This is a genomic window from Ancylothrix sp. D3o (assembly GCF_025370775.1).
Classification (GTDB): Bacteria; Cyanobacteriota; Cyanobacteriia; order Cyanobacteriales; family Oscillatoriaceae; genus Ancylothrix.
In genome coordinates, this window is sequence record NZ_JAMXEX010000010.1 from 179,106 (window position 1) to 193,212 (window position 14,107).

The window sequence follows — 14,107 nt, forward strand, 5'->3', positions numbered from 1 at the left end:
CATACAGTTGCTGAGTTTTTCGAGGTTGATAGTTATTTTACTCAATGTAAAATTGACCATTGATGAGGTTTCGTACAAAGGTAATCTTGATTACATCAATAGTGGTTTTGTGAAGTATTTGGGTAATGAGATCAGATTGAATACCTATCAACACCAGCAGATTGCGATTGAGTATATGCAGAAAAATAAAAACGCTCTCAAAGCTGGGTTAAACGGCGCTCTTAAAAAAAATAAGACTCAGCATTAACCTAAAGATTATAGTTAATTCAAGCTTGATGGCGAGAGGCTTTTTAACGGAAAAGACGCTAGGTTAACCGAAGCAATAACACAACCCTTCACCCCAAAATTCCCTCACTAAAACCCATAAAAAAAGCGACCACAAAAAAACGCAGCCGCCATCAAAACCACTTTTAAAACACCTTATTTAGCTTGAGCCGTGCTGTCTCTTTTTGCCGCAGCAGTAGGAATATATTTCGCAGCCTCGGAATTTTTGGGAAGAGGTTGTAACTCGCCACGATAAACTAATGCTTGATGAATTAACGCCGCCGCTGAGCCCCTTGTAAGCATCTCATTAGGCTTGAAAAATCTCCGATCTGGATAATTCACCACAATATCTGCCTGCGTTGCAGCCGCTACATTATTAACCGCACTTTTGGGGATTTTATCAGCATCTTGGTAATAAGATTTAAGCAAATCTAAAGCCGCATTATCACTCGATGACGTTGCGGTTGTTGCAGCTTGTTGCGGAGCAGCATTTACCGGTTTCTGTTGCTGTGGTAGCGAGGCAATCACCGGCATTAACGGCTGCATCAAAGCCGTTGAAGCAAGGGGAAATAATAACCGATTTTTAGCAATTTTAGACTGTTTTGGCGGCGTTGCTTTTTGAGGAACAACAGCGGCTTGATTGGTTTTCCCCTTATAATCTAAATTCAAGCCTTTTGTTAAATCAATTATCGCCTGCGTGCGGGTAATTCCTTGCTCTGGTTTAAACAAATTTCCCTGGTATTCTTTCATAAATCCTGTTTCGTAGGCTTCTTCGATTGGTGGAGCAGCCCAATAGCCTTTTGGCACATCTTTAAAGTAACTTCCGCTGGGAATTTCCGTAATTTTTCTCTCCTCAAAGGCTTGCCGAATCATCGCCGCAAATTCGTCACGATCTACAATTTGATTGGGTCTAAATGTTCCGTCTCGATAACCTTTGATGACTCTTTTTTCTGCTAAGTTTTCAATAAAAGGTCTTGCCCAATAATTCTGCTTGACATCGGGAAACATCTGTTGATTTTTTTGAGCCACCACCGGCTCCGTTTCTAAGACAACATAAGCCGCACCTACCCCCAGGAATAATGAGCAAATGCCCAGGTTGAGCCAATTTACATTACAGTGTTTAAACATCATAGTTATTCTCCGTTATTGAGCTAGTTAACAAATGTCAAAAAAGCCGAGATAAAAAGAAGTCGGCTTTTTCATCTTTTAACGGTCTTTGGTTTGGGAATTCAACTGATTTAACTCAGGATTTCCTTCGGTTTTTACCTCTAATTCTTCGCGGCGCAGGGTGGCTGATTTTTCCACAGTATCGCGATCAACTTCTTTGCGGATCTTAACTTCCTCACGCACAACAGCCTGCTTTTGAATATTCGCTGTTTCTTCGTAAACTTCCATCCGCACGATTTCTTTTTCTTTAAAAGCGTTATCTGCCAACACCGGCTCAGGGCTAGGAGTTATTGGCACAGACTCAATTACTACCCGCTCTTTTTCGACAGGAACAGATACTCGTCCTGTTTCAGTTTCGACACGCTTATTAACTTCAACTTCACCGGCTTTCTCTCGCTTTTTGTTGGCAATTAATCGCTCTTCAAATAATTTAATTTGTTGATCGTAGTTTTTCGTTTTATCCAATGCCGGCTCTGGTTCATAACTGTTATTCGGTTGACTTGGCGAGACTGCCGATGGTGGCACAACCGGCTCTTTTTTCTCTACCGTTGGTGCTACTTCTAAAGGAATACTAAGCGGCCTATGACGATCTACAATGGGCGTAGTTTCTAATGGCAAAGAAGCTTCCACCGGCACCGAGCCTTCCACCGTTGCGGTGCGATAAATTCCTTGCACTTGCTCTTGATAATCATCATCAACGGCGATGCCATCTTCATATCGGGGCAGTTGTTCTGCTTGATCTTTACTTCTCAAGCCGGTGGCTTGAACACGTCGCTCATTCCAGTCTACGCGACAAAAATCAATAGGAATTAATATTTTTTTGCCAAAAATCCAGAAGCCGGTGTCAACAACAAAATAGCGAAAACTCCCCGTTTCATCCACTAAAATTGTATCGATTGTGCCAATTTTATCATCGCCGGTGCCGGCATAGACATCTAACCCTTTAATATCTTCCCCCTCAAACACATCTTGACGATATTGGGGATGAAAATCATCTATTTTGTAAAGTAACATGATGGTCTTATCCTATAATTTTTCTGCCATTATTCCTTGTATTGTAAAAAAAATTTAATTTTCCGACTTCATCCTTCTGAAAGATTTAGCCACTAGAAAAACCCTAGCAATTTAGCCTTTAAATAATTACCCCTTTTGATAGATGAATCCCTAAATTATTTTTCTAGCCCAGCCACAAACCTCTGTAAACATTGAATTTACGTTTGTTGATCTGTATCTTTGAGAATAAGCTAGGGGTGGTGAGAGCGATCTCAACTCTTATAACCAACGATAGATATAATTAATAAAAATTTTCGATACAATAAATTTCAAATACAGAATTTACCCAACAAAAAAAACCCTTATGACTTCTTATTCAGAACGAACAGGCAATCAACTTTCTGATCCCGCAATTATTAATCCCGTTGTTGATTACCATGATCGAGTTCGCTGGGGCCCAATTATCGGCGGAATTGTTATTGCTATTAGCACCCAGCTAATCTTAAGCGCATTGGGAGCCGCGATTGGACTCAGTGCCGGTGCGAGTGGTGCTAATGCAGGAAACGTCGGTTTAGGAGTAGGAATTTGGTCAATTATTAGCTTACTGATTTCCCTGTTTTTAGGTAGTTGGGTAATGGCGCTTTCTTGCGGCCCAATGAACAAAAAAACAGCCCTTTTAAATGCAGCTATTTTGTGGGGAACCACGTTAGCTTTGAGTTCTTGGTTATTAGTCAGCGGCATTTCTGGTCTTTTTGGAGCAGTGGCTTCTAATGCCGGCGAAATTGCAAATCAAGTGCAACAACCAGGAGGCGTTAATATTCCCAACCAAGCCCCTAATGTAAGCATAAACGATGCTCGCAACGCCGCAGCAAATACTGCTAAAGGTGCATGGTCATTTTTATTTGGTTCCTTACTTGGTTTAATTTCCTCAATGATTGGTGCTTCCGTGGGCGCTCGCAAACCTCGCGTTTATTCCTAAAAATCCCCAATAAAATACAATGCGCTCCTCATCTTTGCATTCGCCAAACTCCGACAAATACAACCATTGTCGGAGTATTTTGTAGCCTTTATTTTTTGTAACCGGCTGGCAAACTAAGTCAAGAGATAGAGGCAAAACTTTTAATCTTTAAATACGATAAACAAGAAAGTTTGTGTAGCCAGCATTTATGACTTTCCAAACATCCGTTGCAACAGCGTGGCAAAAAGTGCAAAACATGGGCAATAGCTTAATTGTGTTGTTGCCAAATTTGATTTTAGCCACCATCGTTTTCTTCATCTTTTTTTTCATAGCAAGGGTGTTGAAATACAGCGTTAAACGCCTGACACGCCGGCACCGGCAAGCCAGAAATTTAGGATTAGTTCTCGGTCGTTTGTCGCAAGGCATCACGATTTTAATAGGTCTATTTGTTGCCCTTTCCATCGTCATACCTTCCTTCAAAGCCGGAGATTTAATTCAACTGCTGGGAATCAGTGGAGTTGCTATTGGTTTTGCCTTCCGCGACATTTTGCAAAACTTCCTCGCCGGCATTTTAATTTTATTAACCGAACCGTTTCAAATTGACGACCAAATTGTCTATAAAGGTTTTGAGGGAACCGTCGAGAATATTCAAACTCGCGCCACCACCATTAAAACCTATGACGGACGCCGAATTGTCATTCCCAACTCAGAACTTTTTACCAATGCCGTGATGGTTAATACCGCCTTTGAACACCGCAGAGTCGAGTATGATATTGGCATTGGTTACGGTGATGATATTCACAAAGCCAAGCAATTAATTTTAGAAGCAATTGCCAGCGTAGACGAAGTATTAAAAAATCCCGCTCCCGATGCTTTGGTGATGGAACTTGCAGGTAGTACGGTCGATATTCGTGCTCGTTGGTGGGTGAATCCACCCAACCGCGCCAGCACCTTAGATTCCCGCGACAAAGTATTAACAGCCATTAAAAACAAACTGATGAAAAATGGAATTGATTTGCCATTTCCAACCCAACAAATATTATTTCATGATCAAACCGAAGAAACCGATGGAGATCGCAGCCGGCAACGCGAAGGATGGCCCGCCGGCCAGGGAAATGTGCCAAAACCACGCAGCATTGGCGGTTCTCTGAGAAAACTAGCGGAAATGCGATCCCAAACAAACGGTAACAGTAGCATTGAAAACCAAAATCACGAATGAAAGTTAAGCTTTTTAAGCTTTGGGATTTCTTCTCGCTGTCAAACAATTTCCCTCGGCTTATCGCTATGACAAAAATAACTTTGTGCGGGTGATTGTTGAGCCGGTAACATTTAGTGGGGTTATTGATGCTGCTTTTAATCAAATTCGCCAATATGGAAGCACAAGTGTAGCGGTAATGATTCATTTTTTAGAGGCAATTGCCACCATTGCAGAACGCACAAGCAACCAAAAAAAACAGCATTTGTTTATTGCACTATGCCACTGCAATTGAGCGAGCAAGACGGCAAATTTATGAACAGTTAGATCGGCAAGATATTGAAGAGCGCTATCCAGCAGCATTACGAGCCATTGAACACAGTCAAAAATAGCTTTTAAATTAGGTAATTATCAGACTCCAAATATTATGAGCCATCAAACTACCTCAGAAAAAAGTACATTAAAACAAGAACGCTGGGAAGTTCTCGAACAACTTGAGGACTGGCTAGAAACGCCCATGTTTTTGTTGGGTTTTGCCTGGCTGGCGCTTTTGGGAATTGATTTAATTTTTGGGTTAAATCCTTTTTTGGAAACAATTAGTAATTTGATATGGATTTTGTTTATTGTAGATTTTATTGTCAAATTCACTTTAGCTCCAAATAAATTAAGTTATTTGAGAGCCAATTGGCTAACAGCATTTTCCTTATTATTACCGGCATTGCGTTTATTTAGAGCCGTGCGAGTTTTTCAAATTTTAAGAGCAGCGCGAGGACTGCGTTTAGTGCGCGTGATTAGTTCTCTTAACCGGGGAATGCGAACGCTGAGAGCAAGTATGAGCCGCCGAGGTTTCGGTTATGTAATCGCGCTAACATTGGTAGTGACACTAATCGGATCGGCGGGAATGTATGCCTTTGAAAAAGACACGACAGAGGGTTTTAAAGATTACGGAACGGCGCTTTGGTGGACGGCGATGGTGATGACAACAATGGGGTCAGAATCTTGGCCAAAAACAGCAGAAGGACGGGTACTTTGCCTGGTTTTATCGCTTTATGGATTCGCTGTTTTTGGGTATGTAACGGCGGCGTTGGCGACGTTTTTTGTGGGGCGAGATGCAGAAGATGAGCAAGCAGAAGTGGCCGGTGCAAAGGCTCTTGCAGCATTACATCAAGAAATTACAGCCATGAGAGCAGAAATTCAAGTGCTTTTGCAGCAAAAATCGGATGCTTAAAGAAAGTTTGTTCGATTTTAACGCTTGGAGGAATCTAAAATTATGTTACTTGTTGCAGAATCTTCGAGTTTGATTTACCTTCCGTTTTTGTCAGGAATAATGGCCTTAATTCTTGCCATTATTCACATTTTTTCAGGAAAATTGCTTTTTTTAAAAGGAATTCCTCGCAACGCATGGCTTTCGATTGGAAGCGGCGTCTCAGTTGCCTATATTTTTGTCCATATTTTACCCGAACTCAGCGAAGCGCAGGAGACGGTTAATCAGGCGACTGAGCAAGTTTTGGGGTTTTTGGAGCACCATGTTTACCTTGTTGCCTTGTTAGGAATGAGTTCATTTTATGGTTTAGAAAAAGCCGCATTAAGGTCACGAAACCGCAATCAAAAAGCGGGAAACGGAGATGTAACAGAACCAGAGATTTTTTGGCTACATATTGCTTTTTTTGCTGTTTATAATGCCTTGATTGGTTATTTGTTAGTTCACCGAGAAGAACCAGGTTTGCTGAGTCTGTTGTTGTTCTTCTTGGCAATGGCTTTACATTTTGTTGTCAATGATTATGGCTTGCGGGAAAATCATAAACACATTTATGATCATGTAGGCCGGTGGATTTTGGCCGCAGCGATTATTGCCGGTTGGGCGATTGGAATAGGCACAGAAATTGATAAGAATTCTCTGGCATTACTTTTTGCTTTTTTAGCCGGCGGTGTGGTTTTGAATGCGCTTAAAGAAGAATTACCCGAAAATAGGGAAAGCCGGTTCTGGGCGTTTGCTTTGGGTGCGGCGATTTATGCCACTTTACTGATAGCTATTTAAGCAAAAATGCTGGCTTTAATTAATCATGCTGAAGCCAACTTAACAGCCCCAAAGAAGTAACTACACCCACAAAATGAGCCGCAATTCCATTAAGATTTGCCACAACTACAAAAACATCTAAAGCCCGAATAATTCGGTTAGCATCGGTGATAGCAACTCCGGGGGGTTGGGACACAGATTTTGCCACCAAAACCCCCACCGTTGAACCGGCACCTAAAATACCTAATAAAATTCCCACTAAACTCACAATTACTGCCAAACGTAGCATTTTAAGGGTATCGCTTTTACTGGGATGATCTTCAATATTAGGTTTTGCTAAACCTTTGGCGATTCGAGTGTAGCGATAGGCAAAAAAGATATTCGCAAAAAGCGCAAAAACAGCACAACAAGCCCAAAAAATACCGATACTAATTCCGGGGTTTAATTCCGTGCTAAAATTTCGCCCAGAACTCGCAAAAATTAACACTAATCCTGACCCAAGAGTAAAAGCTAACTCCACCCAAAAAGCAAGCCAACCAAGGGCACGAAATGCGCTGATAATTCTTTGTTTAGTTGGACTGATGGAGTAGGTTTCTTGTTGAGTTTGCATAGGTTTTTTGGGTGGCTGCACTTATGTTGAATTTTACAGCGCCGGCCAAATTTATGCCTCCGTCTGGGGAAAGAATATTGTCTATAAAAGCTTTATTCCCTAAGTTGGGTTAAGCATAGTAAAAAACCCAACAACCGCCGATTACTCGCTTTTTTCAAGCAACAATTTGCTTAAAAAGTACCCGTGTTGCACGCCGTACAATAATGCAAGAAAAATTGAGCGCTGTCCCCACAATTTGCTAAACTCCAATTTCAGAGAGTTTAATGGGGAATTGCGCCCCTGGTGGCAAAGTGGCTCAAACTGCACAAAAAAACGATTTTTCATGGTCTTTTTGGCCGGTACTTCCAATTTATCCCTACCGTGAGCGGCGCACAATTTGTCAAGAAGTCGTCAAAGATGCGATTTGGACATTTGACCAGATACAAGGTATATTCTACGTTGTAGTCCCCATTCGCATGACGGTGGTAAAGCTGGAAGAAGGCGGTTTGCTAGTGTATGCTCCAGTAGCACCCACCGGCGAATGTCTGCGACTGATGCGAGAGTTAGAAGCGAAACATGGTGAAGTTAAGTATATTATTTTGCCCACAATTTCTGGTTTAGAACATAAAGTTTTTGTGGGCCCCTTTGCGCGATTTTTTAAAAAAGCACAAGTTTATGTTGCACCTTCTCAGTGGAGTTTTCCATTAAATTTACCTTTAACTTGGCTTGGTTTTCCCCGCCAACGCACGCATATTTTGCCAGAAGATTGCAGCGAAACTCCGTTTGCTAATCAATTTAATTATGCAATATTAGGGCCCGTTTATTTAGGCCCAGGCCGGTTTGCAGAAGTAGCTTTTTTTGATAAGCGAACCAGCACATTATTAGTCGCAGATTCGATAGTTTCGATTCCCGAAAATCCGCCTCCTATTGTGCAAATTAACCCCTATGCTTTGCTTTATCATGCAAAGGAAAATGCAGCAGATATTATCGAAGACACACAAGAAAGCCGGCGTAAAGGATGGCAGAGAATTTGTTTATTTGCTATGTATTTTAACCCCAGCGTTTTAGACGTTCCCACCTGGAAAGAAGCATGGCAAGATGCTGGCAAAGCAAAGGATCGTTCCAGACAAGGTTATTTTGGTTTATTTCCCTTTAAATGGCAGCCAGACTGGAAACGCGCCTTTGATGCGTTGAGAGGCGATGGCCGGTTATTTGTTGCACCGATTCTGCAAACGCTGATATTAAATCGTGCACCCAAAGAAACAATAGACTGGGCAAATTTAGTGGCCGGTTGGAATTTTGAGAGAATTATTCCCTGTCATTTTGATGCCCCCATTAACGCAACACCACAACAGTTTAGACAAGCCTTTTCTTTCCTAGAAAAACACCCTGCCATTAGTGCCGGCTTGTTTGCAACTGATACTTATCCTTTGCCAGAAATTGAGTTTAAATTGTTGAGAGCAATTGATCAAGGCTTGAGTAAATCAGGAATCGTGCCCGCATCCAAAGAAAAAATATAACCCCCCGACAAAAAAATCAACTTATCTGCGTTCATCTGCGGTTTAAAAAACCCAAACTTTCAACATAAGGCCGGCCTGAAACCGGCCCAAAAAACCTACCCTAAAAACAACTTATAAGCCGGATTCTCACTTTCATCCCAATACTGATAACCAAGCGAATCAAGAAAAGCCTGCCATTCCTGCATTTCCTCCGGCGGAACTTGCATACCCACAGCAATACGCCCATAATCAGCACCATTATTGCGATAATGGAACATACTAATATTCCAATTTGGACTCATAGAAGCCACAAACTTCATCAAAGCACCCGGACGTTCTGGAAACTCAAAACGATACAATAATTCATGGTGAGCAAGCGGCGATCTTCCCCCTACCATGTGCCGTAAATGTAACTTCGTCAACTCATCATCCGTTAAATCAATCGTCCTTAAACCTTGCGCCTCAAAACTCTCCACAATCTTCACTGCATCCGCACGATTTTGAATTTGCACCCCCACAAAAATATGTGCTTCTTTTTCCTCAGCAATACGGTAATTAAACTCCGTTAAATTTCGGCGTCCTAAACAATCACAAAACTTACGCAAACTCCCCCGTTTTTCAGGAATCGTCACCGCAAAAATAGCCTCCCGCCGTTCCCCTAATTCCGCACGTTCTGCCACAAAACGAAGCCGGTCAAAATTCATATTTGCACCGCAAGCAACCGCCACTAAACTTTGCCCCTCAATTTGCTCGCGTTCTACATAAGCTTTTGCCCCCGCAACAGCCAAAGCACCAGCCGGTTCCAAAATTGATCTTGTATCTTCAAAAACATCCTTAATCGCCGCACAAGTGTCATCCGTATCCACTAAAATAATCTCATCCACATATTGCTGACAAAGCCGAAAAGTCTCTTCTCCAACTTCCCGAACAGCGACGCCATCTGCAAATAAACCAACTTGCGATAAACGCACCCGATGACCGGCCTTTAAAGATTGATTCATTGCATCAGAATCCACCGGCTCGACACCAATAATTTTAATTTCAGGACGCAATCTTTTCACATAAGCAGCAATTCCAGAAATCAAACCACCGCCACCAATAGCAACAAAAATAGCATGAATTGGTTTTTGATATTGCCGTAAAATTTCCATCCCAATTGTACCCTGGCCGGCAATCACATCCGGGTCATCAAACGGGTGAATAAAAGTTAAATTCTTTTCCGCTTCTAACTGGCGAGCAAAAGCATAAGCATCATCATAAGTATCCCCATGCAAAACCACTTCTCCGCCGCGAGCTTTCACCGCATTAATTTTAACTTGAGGCGTAGTTACAGGCATCACAATTATCGCACGAGTACCAAGACGTTTTGCACCCAAAGCCACACCTTGAGCGTGATTGCCGGCGGAGGCTGCAATCACACCTTGTGCCAGCAGATCAGGTGGTAATTGTGCCATTTTGTTATAGGCACCGCGCAGTTTAAAAGAAAACACAGACTGCATATCTTCACGTTTGAGCAGCAGTTTATTGTTGAGCCGTGTTGACAGGTTTGGTGCCACTTCCAGGGGAGTTTCCTGAGCAACATCGTAAACGCGAGCAGTGAGAATTTGAACCAGGTAATCGCAATACATAGGTTAAAAGGTTAGGGGCCGGTTGGTTTATAATTTTACTGTATTTGTGACACCGGCTACTTTACTGTAAAAATTGAGCGATTTGATAAGCCAGCACTGCCGAATCCGCCGTTAAAATTATCAACTTATGCTGTAGCGATTGACAAATTAGCAAACGGTCAAATGGATCGCGGTGGAGTGGGGGTAATTTAATTAATTGAGCCACACTTGCTTCATCAATTCGTAAGCTTTTTATTTTGTGGAGTTCGCGTTGTTTTGGTAAATAAATTTCTGGAGATTCTGGTAAAGGTAGTTTTCCCAATTGATATTTAATGATACACTCCCACAATGAAACTACGCTTAAATACACAGTGTTGTTAGACTCTTGAATGTTCTCTCTAAACTTGGCTGATAGCTGATTATTCCCGCTAATCAACCAGAGGAATATGTGAGTATCTAATAATAATTGCATCGCTTATGAGTTTCCTTCAAAGTCTTGCAAAACCTCTTCAGGTAATGGATCGTTAAAGTCAGGGGGTACTGTAAACTCTCCCGCTGCAAGTCCAAAAGGACGGGGCTCTTTCGGTTCTTCTAACGGGGCCGGTTGGTTTCTGCGAGCTTTTGCAAATAAGAGAAAGTCTAATACTTCTTCTACAAGAAAATCAGGAGAATTGTTAATTTCTTCAATGAGTTTTTCTTTGGGAGTCATTGTCTGATCTATGTTTTAACTAGCAAGGTGGCAAGTTCCTATAGCAAACGCCTGTAACATACCCAATACCAACATGATATTAGCATTAAGGGTAAGAATCTCACTACTTCAAGGAAAGGACAAGACAAAGTGCATCTCCTTGAAAGTATTGGATTTAGTTGATTATAACCATATATCTTTCTTTACAACATCAATGATATCATCTATGTTAAACTTACCTCAATGGGATAATCCCAGTCAGAGCGACAGTATCCCATTTCTAAAATTTCTACTCTTATTGCTTTACACACTTACAATACTTTTAGCTGAATTATGAGCATCATACACATTAGTCAAATAGAGGCCAAGCTCAAATCTCTTTTTGAAAACTTGATAGATATTAGTGATTTTTCCAATAAACCACCATCAGATCAAGAATCTCTTTTCCTTACTCGCGCACTTGCTGCATTTGCAATTTTGGCCATGACTGATATCACTCCAGAGCAAGCAGCAGCTTGTATAACCGATGGATATCAAGATAACGGCCTTGATGCAATTTACTTTGATGAGCTTGAAAAAACTCTATTTTTAGTACAAGCCAAGTGGCATAAGGATGGTAAAGGCAGTATTGACAGCGGAGATAGCCATAAATTTATTCAAGGGATAAAAGATATTCTTGATGTAAGATTTGATCGCTTTAATAAAAAAATAAAAAATCGTTGGTCAGAGATTGACAAAGCTATGAATAACACAGAGACTCGTTTTGTTATGTTACTTGCTCATACAGGTGCAGCGAAATTAAGTCCAGAAATTGAAATAATATTCAATGACTTTATGAAGGAAATTAATGACTCCTCAGATGTTATTGAATTACAAGTTCTTCAGCAAAAAGACTTATATAGCGTGATTAAGGATGGTTTAGGCAAACCAATCAACCTAGAAGTTGTATTAAAAGAATGGGGACAAATAAAAGAACCATTTCTTGCATACTATGGTCGTGTAGCATCCAGTGACGTTGCTAAGTGGTGGAATGATTATCATCCAAGGCTATTTGACAAAAATATTCGCTCATTTTTGAAAACAGAAATTAACCAAGGAATTATTGAATCTTTGTCATCGGAACCAGAAAACTTTTGGTATTTAAACAACGGTATAACGGCCTTATGCAAGACAATTAAGAAAAAGCCTATAGGTGGTTCTTCAAATGATAGTAGTACATTTGTATGTGAAGATGTCACTATTGTCAATGGTGCTCAAACAGTAGGAGCAATTGCCGCCGCAAATGCGAAATCACCTGAGAACGTGGAGCGGGCAACTGTGATGATTAAATTTATATCTCTTGAAAATTGCCCGGAAGATTTTGCCCGTCGTGTAACGCGAACAACAAATACTCAAAATCGTATTGAAAACCGAGACTTTGTTTCACTAGATCCAGAACAAGAACGGTTACAAAATGAATTGAAGATAGACGGAATTGACTATGTTTACAAAGCAGGATATGGTCTCCCAGATACAAACAAAGGTTTTAATTTAACTGAAGCAACAGTCGCTCTTGCCTGTTACTCTAAGCTTTCCTATGCGGTACAAGCAAAAAGCGGCATAGGCGCGCTTTGGGAGGATGTCACGAAAGAACCTTATAAAGCTTTGTTTAATCCAAGCCTTTCCAGTCTTAAACTCTGGCGTCTAGTTCAGGTACATCGTGAAATTGAAAAGAGCCTAGAATTAGAAAAAAATAATTTACAAGGCAAAGAAGCAAAGTTACCTGTGCATGGAAATCGATTTTTAGCTAGACAAGTATTCAATCAACTGACCGCTATCAATTTTAATGATCCAAAAAAGTCTGTAGAACCCCTGATTAGTGAAGTTCCCGAAGTAACTCATCGTGTAGTTGAATTAACAATTTCTGCTATTAATGAACTTTACCCCGACTCATACATTGCCAATCTTTTCAAAAATGTTACAAAATGCCAAGAAATTGAAGATTGGATTAAATCACATTGGACGTAAAATATTATTTTTTATAAAGTTAGGACTTAGTTACTAACCATAAACCCGCCACCAAACACCAAAAATGCAAAACCAACAAAACCTAAACCTACCAACAATGGGATGTGGCACCTGGGCATGGGGCAACCGGCTCCTCTGGGGATACAATCAAAACATGGACGAACAACTCCAACAAGTCTTTAACCTCTGCGTCCAAAACAACATCACCCTATTCGACACCGGCGACTCCTACGGCACCGGCAAACTCAGCGGACGTAGCGAACAACTACTCGGACAATTCACCAAACAATATCACGGCCCCAACCAAAACAACATCTGCATCGCCACAAAACTCGCACCCTACCCCTGGAGACTAACCCGAAACTCCTTCATAAAAGCCGCAGAAAACTCATCAAAACGCATCCACAAAAACATCGACCTAGTACAAATGCACTGGTCAACAGCCAACTACGCACCCTGGCAAGAAATCCCCCTTTTAAACGCACTTTGTGACCTCTACGAACAACAAAAAGTCAAAGCCATTGGCCTCTCAAACTACGGCCCAAAACGCCTAAAACAAATCCATAAACTCTTCAGCCAAAGAAACATCCCCATCACCACATTACAAGTACAATACTCCCTCCTTTCCACCTACCCAATCACCCAACTAAACCTCAAAGAAACCTGCGACGAACTAGGAATAAAAATCATCGCCTACAGCCCCCTAGCCCTCGGACTACTCACCGGCAAATACACCCCAAATACCCCCCTCCCCAAAGGAATCCGCAGCCTAGCATTTTCCCAAATGCTACCAGGAATACAACCCCTACTCAACACCATGCAAGAAATCGCCAACCACCGAAACAAAACCCTCTCACAAATCGCAATCAACTGGTGCATCAGCAAAAACACCATCCCCATCCCCGGCGCCAAAAACCTCAAACAAGCCCAAGAAAACATCGGATCACTCGGCTGGAAACTAGACCAAAACGAAATCGAAGAACTCGACAAAATCGCAGCCGGTGTCCCCAAAAAAATGATACAAAACAACTTCCAAACCAAATAAACTTTGGCTGCAATAAGAAACCAATGCTATCACTCCTATCCCTCTCGCCCCCTAATCAAAATAATCACCCTTTATCAA

General features: G+C 41.4%; 14 protein-coding genes. 8 read left to right on the forward strand and 6 right to left on the reverse strand.

The window, feature by feature from the left end; translation table 11 throughout:
* Positions 1 to 420: 420 nt before the first annotated feature.
* Both NG798_RS17615 and NG798_RS17620 read right to left on the reverse strand, forming a co-directional pair.
* On the reverse strand, positions 421 to 1,395 hold the full coding sequence (locus NG798_RS17615) for an S-layer homology domain-containing protein (RefSeq protein WP_261225000.1): 975 nt from the start codon (positions 1,393 to 1,395) through the stop codon (positions 421 to 423).
* A gap of 75 nt (positions 1,396 to 1,470) precedes the next feature.
* Positions 1,471 to 2,445, reverse strand: a complete 975-nt coding sequence (locus tag NG798_RS17620; RefSeq protein ID WP_261225001.1) for a DUF2382 domain-containing protein — start codon at positions 2,443 to 2,445, stop codon at positions 1,471 to 1,473.
* Positions 2,446 to 2,788: 343 nt separating this feature from the next.
* Between NG798_RS17620 and NG798_RS17625 the strand changes: the two genes are divergently transcribed.
* The 5 genes from NG798_RS17625 (at position 2,789) to NG798_RS17645 (ending at position 6,615) form a co-directional block, all read left to right on the forward strand.
* Positions 2,789 to 3,403 carry a hypothetical protein gene (locus tag NG798_RS17625; RefSeq protein ID WP_261225002.1) on the forward strand — a complete coding sequence of 205 codons (615 nt, stop codon included), beginning with the start codon at positions 2,789 to 2,791 and terminating at the stop codon, positions 3,401 to 3,403.
* A 187-nt stretch (positions 3,404 to 3,590) separates the two neighbouring features.
* Positions 3,591 to 4,601, forward strand: coding sequence for a mechanosensitive ion channel family protein (locus NG798_RS17630; RefSeq protein WP_261225003.1), 1,011 nt, complete (start codon positions 3,591 to 3,593; stop codon positions 4,599 to 4,601).
* A gap of 19 nt (positions 4,602 to 4,620) precedes the next feature.
* A complete protein-coding gene (locus NG798_RS17635) occupies positions 4,621 to 4,872 on the forward strand; it encodes a DUF2254 domain-containing protein (protein ID WP_261225004.1) in 252 nt (83 codons plus the stop codon).
* Between the two features lie 132 nt (positions 4,873 to 5,004).
* Positions 5,005 to 5,805, forward strand: a complete 801-nt coding sequence (locus NG798_RS17640; protein ID WP_261225005.1) for an ion transporter — start codon at positions 5,005 to 5,007, stop codon at positions 5,803 to 5,805.
* A gap of 42 nt (positions 5,806 to 5,847) precedes the next feature.
* A complete protein-coding gene (locus NG798_RS17645; RefSeq protein WP_261225006.1) occupies positions 5,848 to 6,615 on the forward strand; it encodes a hypothetical protein in 768 nt (255 codons plus the stop codon).
* Positions 6,616 to 6,634: 19 nt separating this feature from the next.
* Here the strand turns inward: NG798_RS17645 and NG798_RS17650 are convergent, their stop codons facing one another.
* A complete protein-coding gene (locus NG798_RS17650) occupies positions 6,635 to 7,204 on the reverse strand; it encodes a DUF3611 family protein (protein ID WP_261225007.1) in 570 nt (189 codons plus the stop codon).
* A 263-nt stretch (positions 7,205 to 7,467) separates the two neighbouring features.
* Between NG798_RS17650 and NG798_RS17655 the strand changes: the two genes are divergently transcribed.
* Positions 7,468 to 8,703, forward strand: a complete 1,236-nt coding sequence (locus tag NG798_RS17655) for a DUF4336 domain-containing protein (protein WP_261225008.1) — start codon at positions 7,468 to 7,470, stop codon at positions 8,701 to 8,703.
* Positions 8,704 to 8,798: 95 nt separating this feature from the next.
* Here NG798_RS17655 and ilvA read toward each other — a convergent pair whose 3' ends face one another.
* The 3 genes from ilvA to NG798_RS17670 all read right to left on the reverse strand — a co-directional run bounded on the left by ilvA (position 8,799) and on the right by NG798_RS17670 (position 10,998).
* Complete coding sequence (ilvA, locus tag NG798_RS17660) at positions 8,799 to 10,310, reverse strand: threonine ammonia-lyase, biosynthetic (protein ID WP_261225009.1); 1,512 nt, start codon at positions 10,308 to 10,310, stop codon at positions 8,799 to 8,801.
* Between the two features lie 61 nt (positions 10,311 to 10,371).
* Positions 10,372 to 10,761 (reverse strand): type II toxin-antitoxin system VapC family toxin, encoded by a 390-nt coding sequence (locus NG798_RS17665; protein ID WP_261225010.1) that lies wholly within the window; start codon positions 10,759 to 10,761, stop codon positions 10,372 to 10,374.
* A 3-nt stretch (positions 10,762 to 10,764) separates the two neighbouring features.
* The gene (locus NG798_RS17670) at positions 10,765 to 10,998 is read right to left on the reverse strand and encodes a DUF2281 domain-containing protein (protein WP_261225011.1); all 234 of its coding nucleotides are present in this window, start codon (positions 10,996 to 10,998) and stop codon (positions 10,765 to 10,767) included.
* A 312-nt stretch (positions 10,999 to 11,310) separates the two neighbouring features.
* Here NG798_RS17670 and NG798_RS17675 point away from each other — a divergent pair, with 312 nt between their 5' ends.
* Together NG798_RS17675 and NG798_RS17680 are read left to right on the forward strand one after the other, a co-directional pair.
* Positions 11,311 to 12,984 (forward strand): AIPR family protein, encoded by a 1,674-nt coding sequence (locus tag NG798_RS17675; protein ID WP_261225012.1) that lies wholly within the window; start codon positions 11,311 to 11,313, stop codon positions 12,982 to 12,984.
* A 64-nt stretch (positions 12,985 to 13,048) separates the two neighbouring features.
* Positions 13,049 to 14,029 carry an aldo/keto reductase gene (locus NG798_RS17680; protein WP_261225013.1) on the forward strand — a complete coding sequence of 327 codons (981 nt, stop codon included), beginning with the start codon at positions 13,049 to 13,051 and terminating at the stop codon, positions 14,027 to 14,029.
* Positions 14,030 to 14,107: the final 78 nt, after the last annotated feature.